The organism is Streptomyces sp. NPDC047049 (assembly GCF_040643995.1).
GTDB classification, from domain to species: domain Bacteria; phylum Actinomycetota; class Actinomycetes; order Streptomycetales; family Streptomycetaceae; genus Streptomyces; species Streptomyces mooreae.
Genome location: NZ_JBEYVM010000017.1, coordinates 115,911 through 135,495, shown reverse-complemented (window position 1 = coordinate 135,495; position 19,585 = coordinate 115,911). Strand labels below are relative to the sequence as shown.

Below are 19,585 nucleotides of genomic sequence, written 5' to 3'. Positions count from 1 at the left end.
CCGTTATCCAGAATCCGGACACCAGGGTCTCGCATCGCGAGACGGTGTGGTGTCGGTCACTTCCCGGCGGGTGTGTGGGTGATGGAGGGGGTATCCGGCTCGGTCGGCTCGGTCGGCTCCGTGGGGGGCGTGGGGGTCGTGGGCCCCGTAGGGCCCGCCCCGGGCCAGGGGCCGGGTGCCGGTACGTCGGGCTCCTCGGTCACCGTGGTGTCGTAGACCCGGAAGCCGCGCCGCTCGTAATTGGCCCGCGCGTGCGGACCGTCCAGGCTGCACGTGTGCACCCACACCCGCTTGGTCGGTGTCAGTCCCGGCCACCGCCCGGCCAGGTCCCAGGCCCGCTCGGTGCCGTGGGAGAGCAGGTGCCCGCCGATCCGGCGCCCCTGGAAAGCCGGGGCGAGGCCGAAGTAAACGATCTCCACGGAGCCTTCCGCCTCCGCCGCCAGCTCGATGAACCCGGCGGGGGTGCCGTGCTCGTACGCCACCCAGGTCTCCACCCCCGGGCGCCCGAGGTGCGTCATCCACTCCGCGTACGACCATCCCAGCCGGTCGGTCCAGGTGACGTCACCGCCGACCGCCGTATAGAGGAAGCGGCTGAATTCGGGCGAGGGTACCTGCGAACGGACGATCCGGACGTCCTGCTCGGCCGCCGGCTCCGCGGCGGGGGACAGGTCGGCGCGCGAGGTCTGCTCGAGGTACCACGTGGTGACCGAGATGCTCATGCGGTCAGCACATCACACCGGGAGCGGGGCTGGGGGTGGTCCGGGGCGAGAGGGGGGAGGGGTGCCGGTCGGGCCTGGGCGCAGGCCGGGACAGGCCGGTGCCGGGGCCGGGTGAACGGGACGGAGTCTCGTCCCGCATGATGAGACGCCTGCTCACAGTGTGGGGTGCCGGCTGTGCGGCCTGCACCGGCGGCGGGGGGACCGCGACCAGCGCTCTGCGCGAGCGGCCTACCGCACAGCCGTGACCGGTCCCTTCGCCCGCACCACCTGAGGGACGCGGGAGGCAGCTAGCCGGACTCCGTCATCCGGGCGAAGACCACCACATTGCCCGCGTAGCCGGACCCCGCCTCGTAGGCGCCGCCGCAGGTCAGAACGCGCAGCTCGGGGCGCCCGGTAGGGCCGTACACCTTACGGGCGGGGAACTTCCGCTTGTCGAAGACCTGGATGCCGTAGACCTCGAAGACCGCGGTCCGCCCGTCCTCACGGGTCACCCGGATCGTCCGGCCCTTCTCCAGGGCGCCCAGCCCGTAGAAGACGGCCGGTCCGCCGCGGCCGTCGACATGTCCGACGATGACGGCGGTGCCGTTCTCGCCCGGGGTCGGTGCGTGTGCGTACCAGCCGGCCAGCCGGGGGGCGTCGGCCGGCGGAGCCTCGATCCAGCCGTCCTTGTCCAGGCCCAGCGGCATCAGCGGGGCCGACACCTCGATCGACGGAATCGCCACCCGGGCGGGGGCGGAGCGGGGCAGCGGCGGCGGCGCGGGGCCACCGGGCGGGAGGTCGCCGGGGAAGAGGGCGGTGCCGGCCCCCGGCTGCGGCGGCCCGTCGGCCTCACCGGACAGCCCCTGCCGCACCATGCCGATGCCGATGAGCCCGGCCAGCGCCAGCACGCCCCACCTGGGCCGGCGCGCGGCCGTGGGCTTCTCGGCCGCCGGCTGCCCGGGGGCCGCTTCCGCCGGGTCCGTCGGGCTCATCGCTCACCTCCCGTGACCGCGCTTCCCGGGGTGCCCCTCGGGGGGGGGGGCACGGTCCGCTGTCGGCACGCTAGGCGGATCCCGGCCCGGCAGCGACAGCAGTTGGCCGATCGGGTGGTGGGGCCGGAGGCCGTGGCGCCTTTCGGCTCATTCCCTCCCGGTCACGCCTACGCCTCGATCTCTCCCATGAGCATTCGAAGCGTCAGGCTGTGCTTCTCGGGGGGCAGAGCGTCCAGCGCGGCACGAGAGTGGGCGACACCGCCGGCCTTGTCGCCGGAGCGGGCGAGCATGAGCCCGCGGTGCATCTCAAGGTGAGTGGCAAACCGAGGCAGCTCTGCTGGTAGCTCCCGCCGCGCAGCGTCCTGGGCGTCAACGGCAGTCTTCTCGTCACCGAGTCGGGCGGCCAAGAGGGACGTGAAGACGTTCATGCGCCAGTACGGCACGGCGTAGTCAGAGGTCTGCTCGTAGGAAGCGGCCGAGTCGAAGATCCGCCGCCCATCGGTCAGCAGATTCCGCGCCTGGGCGCGATCTCCCCGGATCGCGGCAGCGTGCGCCTTGCCCATGAGGGCGTTGAGAAGTCCGAGGGACGGCCGCTTGCCGCTGATGGCAATAGCTTGGTCGGCGAGCATGTCAGCAACGCCCAGTGAGGCGCCCTCGTAGCCGAGTGCGATGGCGGCCCGGCCGCGTACCCACACCCGCGTTTGCTCGTCGCCGGATTCGTCGGCCGCCTTGGCCGCCATCCGGTACCACGACACCGCCTTGCTGCCGTCGCTGCCCGGCAACGTCTTGGCGTACAAGGTCATCAACCGGCTGGCTACCGACCACAAACGGGGATCGTCCAGTTGCTGTTGCACGACGGCGAGTTCACCCGAAACGCGGCGTTGGATGTCGTTGGCACCCAAGGACATGTACTCGGTGCCGTAGGTGGAGAGCTTTTCTTCCCAGTCGTCCGTGCTCGGACCGCCTTGGAGGCGAGCGGCGAAGCCGCTGGTGAGTAGGTCGGATGCCACTACTGGGGCTATGGCTGTGGCTGCGGCATTGAACAGGAAGTTGCGTCGGTTCACTTCACCCTCAAGGACGGCTAGAGGTACGTCCAGCACAGAGGACAGGCAAGCCAGATAGAACTCACCTGGCACCACCTTGGAACACTCCCAGCGGCTGATGTACTCCCGGGTCAGCGCAGTGCCATGCCGGTCGTTGAGTGCGGTGGCCAGCCTGCCCTGACTCCATCCTCGCGCCTCGCGCAGTCCTCTGATCAAGTCCCCGATGGCCATCAACCCATCTTGCCCCTACAACTGCCCCTGCCGGGGCGACTTGTGCGCCGCCTCTGTAGGCGATGACGAGCTGGCCGCGGCCTGCACGGACGCGTTGCGCCGGCGCCACGTCCATGCCCACACGCACGGAGAACGTGAGCGTCCACCGCTCGTCGCCACCCGTGACGGAATTATTTACATCCCGGCCACTGAGCAAGTGCCGGCATGCCCGGATTCGTGCGCCATCTGCGCGAGGAAGGGACGCATCGTATGTGGGGAATCCGCCCATGTGGCCCTTACTTGAGCATCACTTTCCCAGCCGCTGCCAACGGCGTTGCCCGGACCGGAAATCGATGCGGCCCAGCCGGGCCGAAGTGCAGATATTCACCTACTGCCAGGTCGAGGTCTGCGAGCCCGAAGCGCAGAAGTGGGCGCGTTGCGAGCTGAGGTACCGGCACAAGGGGCTCCATTACGCGCACGTGGAAAGGGAAGGTAGGACGCTCTGGTGGAAGCGCCGGCACAAGAGGAAATAGACGCCCCGGCCCGGCCGCACGACATTCCCAGCGACTTCACAGAAACGCCGTCCGGCCTCGCGCACCTGAAGGACCACCGCGCGCCCGGCGACTTCGACAGCCCACCGGCCGGCCGAGAGAGGGGGTACCGACAGTGCCACGTACAGCCGAAGAGGTAGCTCAGGCGAAGGCAGCGGCACGCGCCGACAAGGACACGATCATCAAGATGTACGTCCTACGGCAGTGGTCCATCCATCGGATCGCGGACGCCTACGCCATCCACCACACCTGGCTCATTGACTGGTTCAGGGAGTGGGGCGTCACCACCGGCAGTCAGCGATCCGTACAGGCTCCCGCTCAGTGGTGAAGAACCACTGGGACGGGTTGCAGGAAACGCGCAAGCGCACGGCAGTCGGGGACAGCCCCCGGTTGAACGCTTGAGAAGGGCAACGAAGTTGACACTCAGGGAAGCGCTTCAGCGACAGGCGACCGTCAAGGGCGGAGAAGATGAAGACGACGGGAAGGGAGGCAACCCGCCGACGGGCGATTCCGACGACGGGCGCAGCTACAACAGCTGACTGTCGCGGAGTAGCGTAACCCGCTCTCCGTGGGGGCCGACCCTGTCCGGGTCGGCCCCGTAACTCTGGAAGGACACGCCGATGCCCATCAGCGGGCCGATCGATATCCCCGAGCACGTGCGAGATCTACTGGAGCCGGCGAAGCAGAGCATGGTCGTCGACCGGCGGGGCTCCACGGTCTGGGACGTTCAGACCACCAGCGGGCGGCGGCTCGCGGTCAAAATCGGCTACCCCACCCAAACGCATTCCTGGACCGCGGTGGCCCCTGCCCGGGAGGCTGTCATCCTGCGCGGCCTCATTCCCCAAGAGGTGCAGTACGGGGAGTGGCGCGAGGGGACGTGGAGCGCCCAACCGTGGCGTGAGGGTGAGTCGTTGTTCGGCCGCTGGCTGCCATGCCGGGCGGTGTCTGAGTCTCCCGACCTGGACGACGCCTTGGCGTGCGCCGTCGCGCTCTCGAACCTGCACGACGCCGGATGGGCACACGGCGACGTCCAGCCGAATCACTTCATCATCGGGCCCGATGGCACGGCGCTCATCGATGTGGCCTTGGCGCGGGGAGACGGTGAGATCCCCGAGGTGTACGACTTCCAGTACCGGGGCTGCCTCGTCCATTACGAGGCGCCGGAGATCTCGAAGGCCATCCTTCAAGAGGGCACCGCCGTGCCGTCGCGGGAGGCTGATGTGTACGCGCTGGGCGCTTCGTTCTTCATCTCCGCAACCGGCCGGCGCCACGTCGACTACCCGGACGACGCGGAACGCGCGGTCCAGCGTCAGGCCATCGTGGACAAGCCACACCGGCCGATCAACGTCCCGGGCCGGCTGGGCGGGCTCATCGAACAGATGATGAACCGCAACCCGGCTGACCGGCCGACCAGCGGAGAGGTCTGCGCCGAGCTGCGTCGCGCCGGGTAGGACTGCCGAGTGCGGCCCTGTCGGCGGGCGGCCCCCTTGAAAGGGGACGCCCGCCGAGGGGACGCCCGGCGAACGGCCCCGCCCGAACCGCTATGCGCCGTGGAACACCGCGTCAGCCAGCCGCTCGACCTGGTCCGGGTCCGGGGACCAGCAGTAGAGCATCACTTCGTCGGCGCCGATCGCCCGGAACGCGGCCACCGCCTCGCGGATCTGTGGCCCGGTGGTGAGCAGTCCCTTCACGACATGGTCGGTGTAACTGCTCGGCCGGTAGTACGCGGCCAGTTCCTCGCGGGCCCGGTCGAGGGTCGGCTCCGGGCCGAGGGCGACATTGACCTGGGCCAGCAGCCGGGGCCGGCCCGTACGGCCGGCCCGGGACCAGGCCGTCTCGACCGCACGGAACAGGCCGTCCATCTGCGGGGCCGGGAGTGCGGCGCCGACGAACCCGTCGCCCCAGCGGGCCACGCGCTCCACCACGGCGGGCACAAAACCGCCGAACAGCACCTCGGGCCCACCGGGCCGCGCGGGAGCGGGACCGATCGGACCGATGTCGTCGGAGAGCGGTGCACCGGACCAGACGCGGCGCAGGGTGGCCAGCTGCCGGTCGAGCCGCCGGCCGCGGGTGCGCAGGTCGACGCCGGCGGCCAGATAGTCGTCGTCGCGTCCGCCGGTACCGATGCCGAGGGTGAAGCGGGAGCCCGACAGCAGATCGAGCGTGGCGGCCTGCTTGGCGAGCAGCGTCGTACGGTGCAGCGGGGCGAGCAGCACCTCGGTCTGCAGCCGGATCCGGGAGGTGGCGCCGGCGAGGGTGGCCAGCGTGATCAGCGGCTCGGGGTTGCCGAACACCAGCCGGTCGAGCAGGGCGACCGTGCTGAAGGGGGTGGCTTCGGCGCGCCGGGCCCAGCTCAGCAGCTGTGCGGGATCGCCGATGGGGAGGCCGAGGCCTACGGACATGGAGGGTCCTCCAGAAGGACATACGGGCAGGAGTGCACGCGGACTGTCGTGTCGTGTGTCGCCCACTCATTCGGCTCCGCGCGATCGCTGCGCGCGGGCTGCTCCCGTTCTGCGACGTCCATCTGGAGAGCTGAGGTCAGAGTGCGGCCACTGTACGAGAGGGGTGCGTACGTCCGCACCGGGTTTTTCGCTCCGGTTCCCGCCCGGTCCGCCCTGCCGCTCGCCTTGCCCTGCGGCCTCCGGGGCCTTGCCGTCCGCCCGGCCTCGCCGAGCCCGGGTCCCCTCGCCCCGTCACCCCAGACGCCGCGTTACCCCAGCCGCGCCGCCGCCACCGCGGGCGCCGAGGACTGCGGCAGCAGACGGTCGGGCCGCGGCGGCAGCCGGAGCTCCACCTCCACCCCGTCAGCGAAGCGGTACGGGCGGTGCGCCAGCACGCTCGCGAGATGGCGGCGCAGCCGGGACAGCTCGGCGCGCACCGTGACCGTACGGCTGTCGTCGCCGAAGAGGTCCCTGGCGAGTTCGGCGGCGCTGCGTCCCTGCGGATGCGCGGCGAGGACGAACAGCAGCTCGGCATGGCGCGGGGTCAGCTCGTGCGACCAGCTGCCGGCCGGTCCGCTGACGGTCACCGTCGCGCCGTCCCGGCCGCTGACGTCCAGCACCACCCGGCTCGGCCCGGTGTCCCGTTCCCGGCCCCCGACCCGGATGAGCCAGCCGCCGGGTAACGGCTCCAGGGCACACATGCCGTACCGCGGCAGCCACAGCGCCCCGGCCTCGGGCGCCTTGGGCAGCGCCACCCGGTCCGGCGGCGTCAGGCCCGCCACCCCCACGACCCAGCCGCTCGGGTCGACGGCCAGCGCCCGCCCGCCGATCCGCGCCAGCACCGGCGCCGCGCTCGACCGCAGCCGTTCCAGGGACAGGTGGTGGCGGGTGCGCAGCTCGCCCTCGGCGAGCCGGGCGACGGCGGACACCAGCGAGAGCGTCGTGGGGTGGAAGGAGGCCGCCGGGCCGCTGAGGTCCACCGTGCCCAACAGGCGCCCGTCGCGCGGGTCGTGGAGCGGCGCCGCGGCACACGTCCACTGGTGGTGGCTGCGGACGAAATGCTCCGCGGAGTGCACCAGCACCGGCCGGCCGGCCACCAGCGCCGTGCCGATGGCGTTGGTGCCGACGACGTCCTCCGTCCAGTCGGCGCCCTTGTCGAAGCCCAGCCGGTCGGCCATCCGCCGGACCGGCGCACTGCCCTCGCGCCACAGCACCCGGCCCTCGGCGTCCGTGACGACCATGATCTGCTGTGCGGCGTCGGCAGCCGGCAACAGCTGCTCGCTGAGCATCGGCAGCACCCCCGCCAGTGGGGACACCTGCCGACGCTGCTCCAACTCCGCGACTGACAGGGGGATTTGGGGACGGTCCCGGTCCGGGTCGACGCCCGATACCCGCATCCGGCGCCAGGATTCACCGATCACCGGGCGCGGTGCCGCGGACGTCCGGCCCGGTGTCATCTCGCCCGCGAGCACCGCCTCGTGGACCGTGGCGAGACGGTGTGCGGTGGCGCGGTTGTCCCGGTCCGACCAGATGGCGCCGTCGATCGCTCTGTCGCTCACGCTGTTCTCCGTACTGCCCGGTCCCTCGGGTGGTGCCCCTCATACGCTCACCGGTCCGTCCTGGAACCGCCCATTCTCCCGGTCCGCCCGCCGGCGCTGCAACGCAGTGCAACCGTTGTCGCCCGGGAGGCGTTGCGGGGAAGGTGACCGAAGCGGCCGATGGAGTCTCGCCACCGCGGGTGCGCCGGTCACCCGTCGGGGTGCCCGCCGGTGTCGCCGGAGATACCATCGGCCGCCCTGCGCGACGTCGGCACGGTGCGGGAGGGGGCTCAGTTCCCTGACGCCCCTGGACCGGGAGCGGTGCCGTGTCGGCGCGGCACCGCTCCCCGACCGGCGCGGCGGCGGTAACCCCCTGCCCCCGTTGCCTCCTGAGGCGGTGCCCGGAGGTAACGGGGAGCCGCCGCCGCGCCGGGCCGTGCCGCGTCGGGCCGCCCCCCCCGCACAAGGCCGGTGCCGCATCGGCCGCTCCCGGGCAAGGCCGGTGCCGCGCTCAGCCTTCGGCCACCGGCCGGGCCCGCGCCACCACGGCCGCGAGATCCAGCGTGTGCGGCAGCGTGCCGAAGGCCGTGCCCGCGTCTCCGCCGAGCCGGCCGGCGCAGAACGCGTCCGCGACCTCGGGCGGCGCATGGCGCACCAGCAGCGACCCCTGCAAGACCAGCGCCATCCGCTCCGCCAGCCGCCGGGCCCTGGCCTCGATGCCCTCCAGGTCGGCGAGTTCGGTGAGCATCCCCGTGATGGCACGGTCCAGCCGGTGGTCCGCGCCCCGTGCCGCGCCGACCTCGGCCAGGAACGCGTTCAGCGCCTCGGGTTCGCGCCGCAGGGCCCGCAGGACGTCCAGCGCCTGGACATTGCCGGCGCCCTCCCAGATCGAGTTGAGCGGCGCCTCACGCAGCAGCCGCGGCAGCCCCGACTCCTCCACGTAGCCGTTGCCGCCCAGGCACTCCAGCGCCTCGGTCACCAGCGGTGTGCAGCGCTTGGTCACCCAGTACTTCGCCACCGGCACCGCCAGCCGCAGGAAATGCCGTTCCTGCTCGGTGCCGCCGTCGTACGCCGCCGCCAGCCGCAGCGCCAGCGTCGTCGCCGCCTCCGACTCCAGTGCCAGATCGGCCAGCACATTGCGCATCAGCGGCTTGTCGGCCAGCCGGTCCCCGAAGGCCTCCCGGTACGTGGCGTGGTGCACCGCCTGCGCCACCGCCTGCCGCATCACCGCCGCCGACGCACTGACACAGTCCAGCCGGGTCGCCGCGACCATCTCGATGAGGGTCGCCACCCCGCGTCCCTCCTCGCCGACCCGGCGCGCCCAGCTCTCCCCGTCGAACTCGACCTCCGCCGACGCGTTCGAGCGGTTGCCGAGCTTGTCCTTGAGCCGCTGGATGCGGAAGGAGTTACGGCTGCCGTCCGGCAGCACCCGCGGCAGCAGAAAGCAGGTGAGCCCTCCCGGCGCGCGGGCCAGCACCAGGAAGGCGTCCGACATCGGCGCCGAACAGAACCACTTGTGACCGGTCAGGACGTACTCGCCGGATGCGGCCAGCGGCTCGGCGCGGGTCGTCAGGGCCCGCAGGTCGCTGCCGCCCTGCTTCTCGGTCATGGCCATCCCGGCCAGCGCGCCGCCCTTCTCGGCGACCGGGCGCAGCTCGTGCTCGTACACCCGTGAGGTGAGCAGCGGTTCCCACTCGGCCGCCAGCTCGGGTTCGGCGCGCAGCGTGGGCACCGCCGCATGGGTCATCGACACCGGGCAGCCGTGCCCCGCCTCGGCCTGCGTCCACACCAGGAAGCCGGCGGTGCGGCGGACATGGCCGTCGGGGCGGGACCAGGCGCCGGTCAGGCCGGCCGTGACCGCATGGCCGAGCAGCCGGTGCCATGCCGGGTGGAACTCCACCTCGTCGATCCGGTGGCCGTAGCGGTCATGGGTGCGCAGGACGGGCGGGTGCGTGTTGGCCTCTTCGCCCCAGCGCCGGGCGTGCTCGGAGCCGGCCGCCTGCCCCAGGGTGGTCAGTTCTTCGCGTACCTCATCGAGCCGGACGTCGGCGACATACCGGGTGATGCCCTCGGTCAGGGCCGCGTCGCCGGCGAAGACGTCATATCCGACCAGTGGCGGGGGCTGGTTCGTGACTGTGTGAGTGGTGGCTGCCATGCCGGATACGGTAAGGAGGTGCAGCCGGCAAACGAACCAACCGAGCGGCCCGCGGGCCGTCTGACCAAGGCCCGTGCCCTCTACCGCAACGTCTCCAAACGCCGGCTGGCCTGGCTCCTGCTCAAGGACACCGTCAACTCCTGCATGAAGTACCGCGTCACCGGCCTGGCCGCCGAGGCCGCCTTCTGGAGCCTGCTGTCGCTGCCGCCGCTGATCCTGGGCCTCCTGGGCGTGCTCGGCTACACGAACGCCTGGATCGGGCACGACACGATCGACAGCGTCCGCCGGCACATCCTCGGCGCGGCCGGCACCGTCCTGTCCGCCAAGGGCGTGAACGAGATCGCCCGGCCGCTGCTCAACGATGTCTTCACCGGCCGCCGCCCGGACGTCATCTCCCTCGGCTTCGCCATCGCCCTGTGGTCCGGGTCCCGGGCGATGAACGTCTTCGTCGACACCATCACCATCATGTACGGGCTCGACGGCCGGCGCGGCATCATCAAGACCCGGCTGCTGGCGTTCGCGCTGTACCTCGCCGCGCTGGTCGTCGGCGCCGTCGCGCTGCCGCTGATGGTCGCCGGACCCGACACCGTCGTGAGCTGGCTGCCGGCCAGCGAGCACATCATCCGAGCGCTGTACTGGCCGGTCGTCCTGCTCCTGTCGGTCGCCTTCCTGACCACGCTCTACCACGCGTCCGTACCGGTCCGTTCGCCCTGGCCGGAGGACATTCCCGGTGCGGTGGTCGCGCTCGGCATGTGGGTGCTCGGCAGCTTCCTGCTGCGGCTCTACCTCACCTCGACGGTCGAGGGGCCCACCATCTACGGCTCACTGGCCGCTCCGGTCGCCGTACTGCTGTGGATCGGGGTGTCCGCCTTCGCGGTGCTGGTCGGGGCCGCGATGAACGCCTCACTCGACCGGGTGTGGCCGTCGGTCGCCACGGCCGCGGCCCGCGAGGAGGTCGCCCGGCGGGCGGCCGCCAAGGCGAAGGCGGCGGGGACTGAGGAGGCGGGTGCCGGCGACGGGCAGGGGGCGTCGGCGGACGGGGGGCCGGGTGACCACGGCGACGACGGTGAGGGCGGTGACCACGGTGAGCGCGGCGACGGCGGTGAGGGCGGTGAGCGCGGTGACGACGGCGAAGGCGGTGAGGGCGGTGACGACGGCGACGGCGGTGAGGGCGGTGCCCCCCGGCGCGACTGACCTGCCGGTTCAGCGGGCCCCGCGGTAGCGGACCAGCAGCATCGCCGCGTCGTCGTGCAGCGGCCCCTCGGCATGCTCGACCAGATCCTCGCGCACGGCGCGCAGCGCGGTCTCCGGGTCGGGATCCTTGAGCAGCGCGGCGCGCTCGTCGAGGGGGTAGAAGCGGCCCGCCGTGTCGCGGGCCTCGGTGACGCCGTCGGTGTAGAAGAGCAGTTGGTCGCCGGGGGTGAACGGCACCTCGTAGGGGAGGGGCGCCACCGAGCCGTGCAGGCTCAGGCCGAGCGGGAGGGCGCGGTCGGGCGGCGCGGCGAAGGCGACCGAACCGGTGGGGCGGACGACCAGCGGCGCCGGGTGACCGAAGTTCAGCAGGGTGGCCCGCGGACCGTCACCGATCTCGGCGAGCACCGCGGTGACGAACCGTTCGCCGGACAGATGGCGGTTCAGCGCCCGCTCGACCCGCTCGCCGACGGCCGGCAGATCCGGTTCGTCGTAGGCCGCCTCCCGGAAGGCGCCCAGCACCACCGCCGCGCTCTCCACGGCCTCCAGTCCCTTGCCCTGTACATCGCCGACGATGATCCGCACCCCGGCGGGCGAGGTCACCACCTCGTACAGATCGCCGCCTATCCGGGCCTCGGCCACCGCCGAGGTGTACGAGACCGCGATCCGCAGCGGCCCCGCGCCGCGCGGCACCGGGCGCAGCAGCACCCGCTGGGCGACCTCGGCGATGGACCGGACGCTGGCCAGCTCCGCCTCGCGCCGCTGCCGCATCACCGCGGCGACCACCCCGGCCGCGGTCACCCCGGCCACCGAGAGCAGCGCGGTCAGCCCGCGCCGGCTCTCGAACAGACCGTTGTAGACGCCCAGGCCGACGCAGAGCACGAACGCCGTCAGCCCGACCACGGCGGTCCGCCGCCAGTCGCCGACCAGTCCGGCGAACGCCGGGCCCAGCGATACCAGCGGCAGAAACCCGACCTCCGGGCCCGCGGTGAGGTCGACCGTGGTGACCACGGCCATGACCACATACGGAAGCGCGGGCAGCACCCGGGAGCCGGTGGGCTGCTCCCCGTTGTCCACGGCCAAGGTGTTCTCCGACGGTGTGAGGTGACGTGAGGTCAGACGAGGTGGGAGGAGCGGGCAGGAGCGGACGAGGTCAGGCGAGGGCGGGCGAGGGGCCGTCGGCCATCGGAGTGTCCGAAAACGGCCCCTCAGCCCCCGACCTGAGCATAGGCAACATATGCCGTACCGAAATACCTCGAATGCACCCTGTTACCGAATTGCAGTGGCCCGGACGGCGGTGAGGCGGCCGGCCGGGGGCGCGGACAGGGGCGGCGGACCGGGGCGGCGGATCTTACGGACCCGTGACACGGCGGCTCATGCACGGGCCGGAACGTCCCGGCCCGCTTAGCGTGACCGGCATGCGTGTACTGGTCACCGGCGGCGCCGGATTCATCGGATCGCAGGTCGTCGAGGCGCTCGTGGCGCGCGGGCACGAGCCTGTCGTGCTCGATGCGCTACTGCCCTCGGCCCACCCCGGGCCCCCGCCGCCGCGCCCCGGAGCGCGGTGCGTCGTCGCCGACGTACGGGACCGGGCGGCGGTCGACGAGGCCCTGCGGGGCGTGCGGGCGGTCTGCCACCAGGCGGCGATGGTGGGTCTGGGCAAGGACTTCGCGGACGCGCCGGACTACGTCGGCTGCAACGACCTGGGCACCGCGGTCCTGCTGGCCGCGATGGCCGGGGCCGGGGTGCGCGAGCTGGTGCTCGCCGGGTCGATGGTGGTCTACGGGGAGGGCCGCTACACCTGTCCCGTCCACGGGGTGGTGCGGCCCGGCCCACGGGCGGTGGGCGAGCTGGATGCCGGGCAGTTCGAGCCACGCTGCCCGCGGTGCGGCGCCGCGCTGCGGCCGGGGCTGGTCGGCGAGGACGCGCCCACCGATCCGCGCAACGTCTACGCGGCCACCAAGCTCGCCCAGGAACACCTGGCCGCCTCCTGGGCCCGCGCCACCGGCGGCCGGGCCGTCGCGCTGCGCTACCACAACGTCTACGGGCCCGGGATGCCGCGGGACACCCCGTACGCGGGGGTGGCCTCCTTCTTCCGCTCGGCGCTGGCCCGGGGCGAGGCGCCGACGGTCTACGAAGACGGCGGCCAGCGGCGGGACTTCGTCCACGTGCGGGATGTCGCCACGGCCAACGCGGTCGCCCTGGAGGCCCTGCCGGACCGGGCGCCGGGCACCCTGACCGCCTACAACACGGGCAGCGGAGTGCCGCACACCGTCGGCGAGATGGCACGGACCCTGGCCCGGGCGTGCGGCGGACCGGCACCCGTGGTGACGGGGGAGTACCGGCTCGGCGACGTACGGCACATCACCGCCTCCTCGCAGCGGATCGCCGACGACCTCGGCTGGCGGGCGGCGACCGGATTCACGGAGGGGATGCGGGAGTTCGCCCGGGAGGGGATGCGGGCGGCGCCGACGGGGTGACCCACGACGCCGCCCCGCCACCTCCGCGGCCCCCGCCGCCCCCGGCCACTCCTCCGCCCCTCCCTCCCGCTGCCCCTCCGGCACCCGTGTGCCACAGGAACCTCAACCCCCACCCCCTCGTCCGCTTCTGATGCATAGGTGAAGGCGTGACCCACTCCCCTCCTTCCGCCCCCCGGACCGCCTCGGTGGATGTCGTCCTGCCCTGCCTCGACGAGGCCGCCGCGCTGCCCTGGGTGCTGGCCCGGATCCCGGCCGGCTGGCGGGCGATCGTCGTGGACAACGGCTCCACCGACGGCTCGGCCGAGATCGCCCGCGGTCTGGGCGCCACCGTGGTGCACGAACCGCGCCGCGGGTTCGGAGCCGCCTGCCATGCCGGGCTGCTGGCCGCCGACGCCGACATCGTCTGCTTCTGCGACTGCGACGCCTCCCTCGACCCCGCGCTGCTCGCCCCGTTCGTCCGCGCCGTCCGCGACGGCGAGAGCGACCTGGTGCTGGGCCGCCGCCGTCCCCAGGGACGCGGCGCCTGGCCGCCGCACGCCCGGCTCGGCAACCTCGCCCTCGCCCATATGCTGCGCCGCCGTACCGGACTGCGGCTGCACGACCTCGGCCCGCTGCGCGCCGCCCGGCGCACCGAACTGCTCGGCCTCGGCCTCACCGACCGCCGCAGCGGCTACCCCCTGCAGATGGTCGTCCGGGCCGCCGACGCGGGCTGGCGGGTCGACGAACGCGAGGTGCCCTACCGGCCGCGCACCGGCCGTTCCAAGGTCACCGGCACCTGGCGCGGCACCTGGCATGCGGTGCGCGATATGCGCACCGTCCTGCACCAGCCCCCGCTCCCGCCCCGTACCGAGGAGACCGCCCGATGACCGCACCCGCCCACCGTCCGGAGCGTCCCGGGCCGACGACACTCCTGGTCATCGCCAAGGAACCGGTGCCCGGCCGGGTCAAGACCCGCCTGACCCCGCCCTTCACCCCCGACGAGGCCGCCGAGCTGGCCGAGGCCGCGCTGTACGACACCCTCCAGGCCGTACGCGCCACACCCGCCCGGCGGCGGGTGGTCGTCCTCGACGGCCGCCCGGGCCACTGGCTGCCGGACGGCTTCGAGGTCCGGCCGCAGGGGCCCGGAGGCCTCGACGAACGCCTGGCCGCGGCCTTCGCCGGCAGCACGGGCCCGACCCTGCTCATCGGCATGGACACCCCGCAGGTCACCCCGCAACTCCTCGCCCCCGCACTGGACTCCGGTGCCTGGGACGACTGCGACGCCTGGTTCGGCGCGGCCGAGGACGGCGGATTCTGGGCGCTCGGCCTGGCCGTCCCCGACCCCCGGCTGCTGCGCGGCGTCCCCATGTCCACCGGCCGCACCGGCGCCGCCCAGCGCGCGCGGCTGACCGCCGCCGGACTCCGGGTGCGGGACCTGCCGCCCTTGCGGGACGTCGACACCGCCGACGACGCGGAGCGGGTCGCGGCCGCGGCCCCCGGCGGACGCTTCGCCGCCACCCTCGCCCGGCTGACCCCGGTCACCGGCCGATGAGCACCGCCATGCCGCCCACGGCACAGACCGACCGGTGCGACACCGTCACCTGGGGCGCCGACCCGTACGCCGATGCGCTGCGCCGCGGCCACGGCCCGCTCTTCCTGCGGCGCAGCGACGGCTGGCTGCTGCCGCTGGAGGTGGAGCGCTGGTGCGCCGGGGCGGACGCCGCCGATCTTTCGGCGCTGCGCCGCTGCGAGGGCGCCGTCCTCGACATCGGCTGCGGCCCCGGCCGGCTGGTCGCCGCGCTCGTAGCCCAGGGCCGGCCGGTGCTCGGCATCGACGTCAGCACGGCCGCGGTGTCCCGCACCGCGGCGGCCGGCGGCTTGGCACTGCACCGCTCCGTCTTCGACTCCCTGCCGGAGGAGGGGAGCTGGGGCACGGCCCTGCTCCTCGACGGCAACATCGGCATCGGTGGCGACCCGTACGCCCTGCTCACCCGCACCGCGGAACTGGTCGGCCGGCACGGTCTGCTGATCGTGGAGACCACCGCGGCGGACCTCGACGAACAGGTCCAGGTCCGGGTGGAGCGGGGAGACCACCCGGGCCCGGGGGAGCGGCCCGCGCCGGGCGAGCCGTTCCCCTGGGCCCGGGTCGGCGCCCCCGCGCTGCTGCGCTACGCGGACGCCGCCGGCTGGAACCCCGTCGAGCAGTGGACCGTCACGGACCGGGCCGGTCAGGGGCCGGACGCCGCACGCTGCTTCGTCTCGCTGCGCCGCCGGGGCGCCCCGCGCAGCCGCCGCTGAACCGTACGGACCAGCAGCCACAGGGCGGACAGCGCGCACAGCCCGGCGGTGACCAGCAGCCAGCGCGTCAGGAACACCCCGCCGGGCAGCCGCGTCGTGGCCTCGTAATGCGCCGCCGAGCCGCCACCCGCCGAGCCCGCGATCAGCGGAAACCACACCAGCAGCAGCAATCCGGACAACGCGGCGGGTACCCGGACATACGCGGCTCGGGCCCGGTGCGGCCCGTTCCCCGCCGTCCAGCGGACCACCACCCGGTCGGCGAGCGCATACAACGGCAGCAGCACCAGATCGTGCAGCAGCGCCGCCCCGGCGAACCAGGCGAGCACCAGCGGCCACTGCCCGCCGGCCAGCAGCCGCACCCCCGCGTAGCCGGTGAGGGCGAACGAGGCGAGCATCAGCAGCAGATGCAGCGGTCCCTCGCCGTAACGGCGGGGGAGGCGCAGTGCCCCGAGCGCCCGTACTGCCCGTGCCCGCACGACCCGTTGCCGGATCCGGCCCGCCCGCTCCCGCATGACCGGCTGCGTCCCGTGCACCCTCACCCTCACCACTCCCCGAACGTCAGCCGTGCCACCCACTTGGTCTGGAGCACCCCGGGAGCCGCCGGGACGATGATCCGCGCCGGATAGCCGTGGTCGGCGGACAGCTCGGCGCCGCCCACCCGCAGCGCGAGCAGCGAGGACGGATCGCGCACCTGGTTGTCGCGCAGCGCGGCCCGGCGGAACGCGCCGTGCAGCTGAAGCGACTCCACCAGCACACCGGGGGGCCGTTCACCGAGCCCCACCAGCGCGGCGAGGTCCCGCAGCCGCACCCCGCTCCACTGCTGATCGCCCGTCGACCAGCCCTCGACACAGGCGATCGGCAGTGCCGCCGTGTGCTGGGGCAGCGCCAGCAGCTCGGCGCGGCCGAGCCGCACCCGCCGTCCGCCGCCCTCGATCGTCAACCGCCAGTCGTCTCCCGTCTCCCGGTCCCTGATGCCGACGGCCGCGGCGGTCTTGTTGATCTGGAAGCCGTTCGGGCCGCTGTCCGGGTCCCGGCCCCCGTGCGGCGCCAGCAGGGCCGTCCGCCGCCACCATCCGCCGACGTTCTGCCCGGCGGTCGTCGTGAACAGCAGCAGCGAACCGGCGCCGACCAGGCCCAGCGCGCCCCGCCGGGTCACCGTCGGCCGGTCCGGCCGGGCCGCCACCAGCCCGGTGTCATCGGCCGCCGGACCCGGGTCGGTGCGCTCGCGCAACGCCCGGACGGTCCGCGGCGCTCGCAGCACCACATGGGCGGTGAACGCGCCCATGAACACCCACGCGCCGTAGAAGTGCAGCGGATAGAACGACCCGGGGAAGACGTACTCCAGCTGGATGTTGAGGATGCCGGTGACGAACTCGAAGAGCGCCCCGCCGACCAGCAACAGCAGGGAGAGCCGTTCCAGCGCATGGCCCAGGGACCGGGCCCGCGGCAGGGCGAAGAGCTTGGGGATCACCGACCACAACTTCGCCAGCAGCACGGGCACCAGCGCGATCCCGACGGTGACGTGCAGCCCCTGGGCGACCCGGTAGAGCCAGGAGGGGCCGGTCGGCCAGCTGAAGAGGTAGAAGCCCAGCAGGCCCTTGCCGGGCGTCTTGTCGTTGACACCACCGGCCAGATCCGGGTTGTACGCGGCGTACGACAGCAGACCGGTCACGAACAGCAGCGTGATCCCGGCCAGCAGGACGACACCGAGCAGCGCGGTCAGCCGCGGACCGCGCAGCGGACTGCGCCAGACGGACGGCGATGCCGGGGAAGGGGAAGAGGAAGAGGAAGAGGAAGAGGAAGGCAAAGAAGAGGGAGGAGGAGAGGGGGCGGAAGGAGAAGGACGCGGGGGAGGGGCACTCATGGTGTGTGTCCTTGGCGATTGGCGCGACGGGGGTCCGCCGCCTGGCCTGTCCGGCGCTCGGGGCCGGAGGGGCGTGGCTTCGACGGTATGCCGCGAGGGGGGCGTCGAACGGGCCCTGACGCATGACGAAACTCTGACGTCGGACCCTGGCGTCGTGGGGCAGGAGCACCCTCCGCCGACCGGGGGCCCGGGGAAATCTGACGGAACGATGACGCCGCTGCCGCCGCCCGGCCGTTGCCGCCGAAGGGCGCCTAACGTGCCGCTGTGACCTCCCGTGCGACCCCCCGTCCGGCCTCGCAGCCACACTCCTGCCCGTCCCCTCGCCCGTCATCTCGCCGGCCGTCCCGTCCGGCCCCCGAAGGCCCCGCCGCGGAACGCGCCGCGCACCGCCGCGATCTGATGGCCGCCGCGGGCGCCGCCCTGCTCGTCGCGGTGGCCGCGCTGGTCGGCACCGTCATCGAGCGCGCCAACGGCAGCCTGCACGTCAACTGGCCCCCGCTGTACGCCTCGTGGTCCCCGCACCTGGGCCCCGGCACCCCCGCCGCGCTCGCGGTCGCCGCCCTGGTGATCGTCCACGGACCGTCCCTCGCGGCCCGGTTGTCCTGGCGCCGCCTCGTCTTGTCGGGCTGGGCCGCCGCCCTGGCCTGGACGGGGGCGCTGGCGCTGATAGACGGCTGGCGCACCGGTATCGCCGGCCGGCTCACCACCGCCTACGAATACCTGACCGTCATCCGCCGCTTCGACGACCTCGGGCCGGCGCTGCGTGACTTCACCCACCACATCCTCAACAACGCCCCGGACCACTGGCCCGCCCATGTCGCCGGGCATCCACCGGCCGCCGTCCTCACCTTCGTCGGCCTGGACCGCATCGGCCTGGGCGGGGGCGGCTGGGCCGGCCTCTGGTGCCTCACGGCCGGCACCTCCGCCGTGGCCGCGGTCCTCATCACGCTGCGTGCTCTCACCGACGAGCCGACCGCCCGCCGGGCGGCGCCGTTCCTCGTGCTGACCCCGGCCGCCGTCTGGGTGGGCACCTCGGCGGACGGCTACTTCGCGGCCGTCGCCGCCTGGTCCCTGGCGCTCCTCGTCCTCGCCGCCACGCACCCCGCCCTCCCCCGGCTACCGCTGCCAGGCGCCCCCGTCCCGGCCGCCGCCGCCCTCGCCTCCGGGCTCCTCCTCGGCCTGACCTGCTATCTCTCCTACGGCCTCACCCTGATCGCGTTGATCGCCGCGGCGGCCCTGCTGCTCACCCGCACCGCACGGCCGCTGCCCTTCCTGGCGGCCGGGGCGCTGGCCGTCGCGACCGTGTTCACCCTCGCCGGATTCCGCTGGTGGGAGGGGTACCAGCTGCTGGTCGAGCGCTACTACCAGGGCGCCGCCGCGGTCCGCCCGTACGCCTACTGGGTATGGGCCAATCCCGCCTGCACCGTCCTGCTCATCGGCCCGGCGACGGTGGCAGCCCTGCGCCGCACCCTCGCGGCGGCCCCCGCCGCCCTGCGGGGGCTCGGCCCGTCCGCCGGACCACCGCGAGCGCCCACCGTCCGGCTGGCCGTCCTCATGGCGGCCGTGCTGCTTGCCGTGCTGACCGCCGACCTCTCCGGGATGAGCAAGGCGGAGACCGAACGCATCTGGCTGCCGTTCGCCGTCTGGCTGCCGGCCGCCTGCGCGCTGCTGCCCACGGCCCGGCACCGCCCCTGGCTGACCGCGCAGGCGGTACTGGCGCTTCTCATCAACCACCTTCTGTACACCGGGTGGTGACGGGCCATCAGCAGAGGCGGGGAGGGTCAGGCGAGGTAGGGGCGGGTCGAGTTGACCCGGCCGGGGCGCAGGATGCGGATCGGGCCGAGATTGCACGACGGGCAGTCGGACCGGGTCAGCGGGGAGTGGACCCGGGCGCCCCGGGCGAAGTAGTCGGCCCGCCGGTGGCCGGCCAGATCCGTGGTGTGCCGGATCTCGTACTCCTCCTCCCAGCCGTGCCCGCAGTGCAGACAGACGAAGGAATAGGCCTCGTGAACCGTCTCGGTGTCCCGTTCCATGGTCATCACGCCCTCTCGGGCCCGCCGCGCTCGCGCCGGGCCGGATGCATGCCGCACCTCCCATTATTGCGCTCTGCAACGGGGTTCGCGGGGGCGGATTTCCAGGCTCCTG

General features: G+C 73.3%; 18 protein-coding genes. 8 read left to right on the top strand and 10 right to left on the bottom strand.

Translation table 11 applies throughout. The annotated features are described in order from the left end of the window. Window positions 1–56 precede the first annotated feature (56 nt). The 3 genes from ABZ851_RS28990 to ABZ851_RS28980 form a co-directional block, all read right to left on the bottom strand. Window positions 57–719, bottom strand: coding sequence for a GNAT family N-acetyltransferase (locus tag ABZ851_RS28990; protein ID WP_361133513.1), 663 nt, complete (start codon window positions 717–719; stop codon window positions 57–59). 287 nt (window positions 720–1,006) lie between these two features. Next, a complete protein-coding gene (locus tag ABZ851_RS28985; protein WP_361133510.1) occupies window positions 1,007–1,690 on the bottom strand; it encodes a class F sortase in 684 nt (227 codons plus the stop codon). 167 nt (window positions 1,691–1,857) lie between these two features. Beyond that, window positions 1,858–2,964, bottom strand: a complete 1,107-nt coding sequence (locus ABZ851_RS28980; protein ID WP_361133507.1) for a helix-turn-helix transcriptional regulator — start codon at window positions 2,962–2,964, stop codon at window positions 1,858–1,860. Between the two features lie 645 nt (window positions 2,965–3,609). On the opposite strand from ABZ851_RS28980, the gene ABZ851_RS28975 reads away from it, so the two are divergent. Then, window positions 3,610–3,822 (top strand): hypothetical protein, encoded by a 213-nt coding sequence (locus ABZ851_RS28975; RefSeq protein ID WP_361133504.1) that lies wholly within the window; start codon window positions 3,610–3,612, stop codon window positions 3,820–3,822. Between the two features lie 292 nt (window positions 3,823–4,114). Further along, window positions 4,115–4,945 (top strand): protein kinase, encoded by an 831-nt coding sequence (locus ABZ851_RS28970; protein WP_361133501.1) that lies wholly within the window; start codon window positions 4,115–4,117, stop codon window positions 4,943–4,945. A 90-nt stretch (window positions 4,946–5,035) separates the two neighbouring features. Here the strand turns inward: ABZ851_RS28970 and ABZ851_RS28965 are convergent, their stop codons facing one another. From ABZ851_RS28965 to ABZ851_RS28955, 3 genes are all read right to left on the bottom strand, one after another. Beyond that, window positions 5,036–5,896 carry an LLM class flavin-dependent oxidoreductase gene (locus ABZ851_RS28965; protein WP_361133498.1) on the bottom strand — a complete coding sequence of 287 codons (861 nt, stop codon included), beginning with the start codon at window positions 5,894–5,896 and terminating at the stop codon, window positions 5,036–5,038. A gap of 308 nt (window positions 5,897–6,204) precedes the next feature. Beyond that, window positions 6,205–7,494, bottom strand: a complete 1,290-nt coding sequence (locus tag ABZ851_RS28960; RefSeq protein ID WP_361133495.1) for a GAF domain-containing protein — start codon at window positions 7,492–7,494, stop codon at window positions 6,205–6,207. A gap of 490 nt (window positions 7,495–7,984) precedes the next feature. Beyond that, window positions 7,985–9,628, bottom strand: coding sequence for an acyl-CoA dehydrogenase family protein (locus tag ABZ851_RS28955; protein ID WP_361133492.1), 1,644 nt, complete (start codon window positions 9,626–9,628; stop codon window positions 7,985–7,987). Between the two features lie 18 nt (window positions 9,629–9,646). Between ABZ851_RS28955 and ABZ851_RS28950 the strand changes: the two genes are divergently transcribed. After that, the gene (locus tag ABZ851_RS28950) at window positions 9,647–10,822 is read left to right on the top strand and encodes a YihY/virulence factor BrkB family protein (protein WP_361133489.1); all 1,176 of its coding nucleotides are present in this window, start codon (window positions 9,647–9,649) and stop codon (window positions 10,820–10,822) included. A gap of 9 nt (window positions 10,823–10,831) precedes the next feature. On the opposite strand, the gene ABZ851_RS28945 is transcribed toward ABZ851_RS28950, so the two are convergent. After that, entirely contained in the window at window positions 10,832–11,836 is a 1,005-nt protein-coding gene (locus ABZ851_RS28945) for a PP2C family protein-serine/threonine phosphatase (protein WP_361133625.1), read from the bottom strand. Window positions 11,837–12,237: 401 nt separating this feature from the next. On the opposite strand from ABZ851_RS28945, the gene ABZ851_RS28940 reads away from it, so the two are divergent. The 4 genes from ABZ851_RS28940 (at window position 12,238) to ABZ851_RS28925 (ending at window position 15,576) form a co-directional block, all read left to right on the top strand. After that, complete coding sequence (locus ABZ851_RS28940; protein WP_361133487.1) at window positions 12,238–13,299, top strand: NAD-dependent epimerase/dehydratase family protein; 1,062 nt, start codon at window positions 12,238–12,240, stop codon at window positions 13,297–13,299. 146 nt (window positions 13,300–13,445) lie between these two features. Next, complete coding sequence (locus tag ABZ851_RS28935) at window positions 13,446–14,165, top strand: glycosyltransferase family 2 protein (protein ID WP_361133485.1); 720 nt, start codon at window positions 13,446–13,448, stop codon at window positions 14,163–14,165. Further along, window positions 14,162–14,830, top strand: a complete 669-nt coding sequence (locus ABZ851_RS28930) for a DUF2064 domain-containing protein (protein WP_361133482.1) — start codon at window positions 14,162–14,164, stop codon at window positions 14,828–14,830. The genes ABZ851_RS28935 and ABZ851_RS28930 overlap by 4 nt, the downstream gene beginning before the upstream one ends. Window positions 14,831–14,838: 8 nt before the next feature. Further along, complete coding sequence (locus tag ABZ851_RS28925) at window positions 14,839–15,576, top strand: methyltransferase domain-containing protein (RefSeq protein WP_361133479.1); 738 nt, start codon at window positions 14,839–14,841, stop codon at window positions 15,574–15,576. Here ABZ851_RS28925 and ABZ851_RS28920 read toward each other — a convergent pair. Then, complete coding sequence (locus ABZ851_RS28920; RefSeq protein ID WP_361133623.1) at window positions 15,507–15,971, bottom strand: hypothetical protein; 465 nt, start codon at window positions 15,969–15,971, stop codon at window positions 15,507–15,509. The two genes, ABZ851_RS28925 and ABZ851_RS28920, sit on opposite strands and share 70 nt — an antisense overlap. A gap of 146 nt (window positions 15,972–16,117) precedes the next feature. Continuing rightward, entirely contained in the window at window positions 16,118–17,440 is a 1,323-nt protein-coding gene (locus ABZ851_RS28915; protein ID WP_361133476.1) for a molybdopterin-dependent oxidoreductase, read from the bottom strand. A gap of 399 nt (window positions 17,441–17,839) precedes the next feature. On the opposite strand from ABZ851_RS28915, the gene ABZ851_RS28910 reads away from it, so the two are divergent. Further along, entirely contained in the window at window positions 17,840–19,195 is a 1,356-nt protein-coding gene (locus ABZ851_RS28910) for a hypothetical protein (protein WP_361133620.1), read from the top strand. A gap of 26 nt (window positions 19,196–19,221) precedes the next feature. Here the strand turns inward: ABZ851_RS28910 and ABZ851_RS28905 are convergent, their stop codons facing one another. Beyond that, window positions 19,222–19,479, bottom strand: a complete 258-nt coding sequence (locus ABZ851_RS28905) for a hypothetical protein (protein WP_336048662.1) — start codon at window positions 19,477–19,479, stop codon at window positions 19,222–19,224. Window positions 19,480–19,585: the final 106 nt, after the last annotated feature.

What these genes read in the sequence shown, in the direction of transcription:
- ABZ851_RS28990 (WP_361133513.1), bottom strand. Translation starts at nt 719, where the DNA reads ATGAGCATCTCGGTCACCACGTGGTACCTCGAGCAGACCTCGCGCGCC.
- ABZ851_RS28985 (WP_361133510.1), bottom strand. Translation starts at nt 1,690, where the DNA reads ATGAGCCCGACGGACCCGGCGGAAGCGGCCCCCGGGCAGCCGGCGGCC.
- ABZ851_RS28980 (WP_361133507.1), bottom strand. Translation starts at nt 2,964, where the DNA reads ATGGCCATCGGGGACTTGATCAGAGGACTGCGCGAGGCGCGAGGATGG.
- ABZ851_RS28970 (WP_361133501.1), top strand. Translation starts at nt 4,115, where the DNA reads ATGCCCATCAGCGGGCCGATCGATATCCCCGAGCACGTGCGAGATCTA.
- ABZ851_RS28965 (WP_361133498.1), bottom strand. Translation starts at nt 5,896, where the DNA reads ATGTCCGTAGGCCTCGGCCTCCCCATCGGCGATCCCGCACAGCTGCTG.
- ABZ851_RS28955 (WP_361133492.1), bottom strand. Translation starts at nt 9,628, where the DNA reads ATGGCAGCCACCACTCACACAGTCACGAACCAGCCCCCGCCACTGGTC.
- ABZ851_RS28945 (WP_361133625.1), bottom strand. Translation starts at nt 11,836, where the DNA reads ATGGCCGTGGTCACCACGGTCGACCTCACCGCGGGCCCGGAGGTCGGG.
- ABZ851_RS28940 (WP_361133487.1), top strand. Translation starts at nt 12,238, where the DNA reads ATGCGTGTACTGGTCACCGGCGGCGCCGGATTCATCGGATCGCAGGTC.
- ABZ851_RS28930 (WP_361133482.1), top strand. Translation starts at nt 14,162, where the DNA reads ATGACCGCACCCGCCCACCGTCCGGAGCGTCCCGGGCCGACGACACTC.
- ABZ851_RS28925 (WP_361133479.1), top strand. Translation starts at nt 14,839, where the DNA reads ATGCCGCCCACGGCACAGACCGACCGGTGCGACACCGTCACCTGGGGC.
- ABZ851_RS28920 (WP_361133623.1), bottom strand. Translation starts at nt 15,971, where the DNA reads ATGCTCGCCTCGTTCGCCCTCACCGGCTACGCGGGGGTGCGGCTGCTG.
- ABZ851_RS28915 (WP_361133476.1), bottom strand. Translation starts at nt 17,440, where the DNA reads ATGAGTGCCCCTCCCCCGCGTCCTTCTCCTTCCGCCCCCTCTCCTCCT.
- ABZ851_RS28910 (WP_361133620.1), top strand. Translation starts at nt 17,840, where the DNA reads ATGGCCGCCGCGGGCGCCGCCCTGCTCGTCGCGGTGGCCGCGCTGGTC.
- ABZ851_RS28905 (WP_336048662.1), bottom strand. Translation starts at nt 19,479, where the DNA reads ATGACCATGGAACGGGACACCGAGACGGTTCACGAGGCCTATTCCTTC.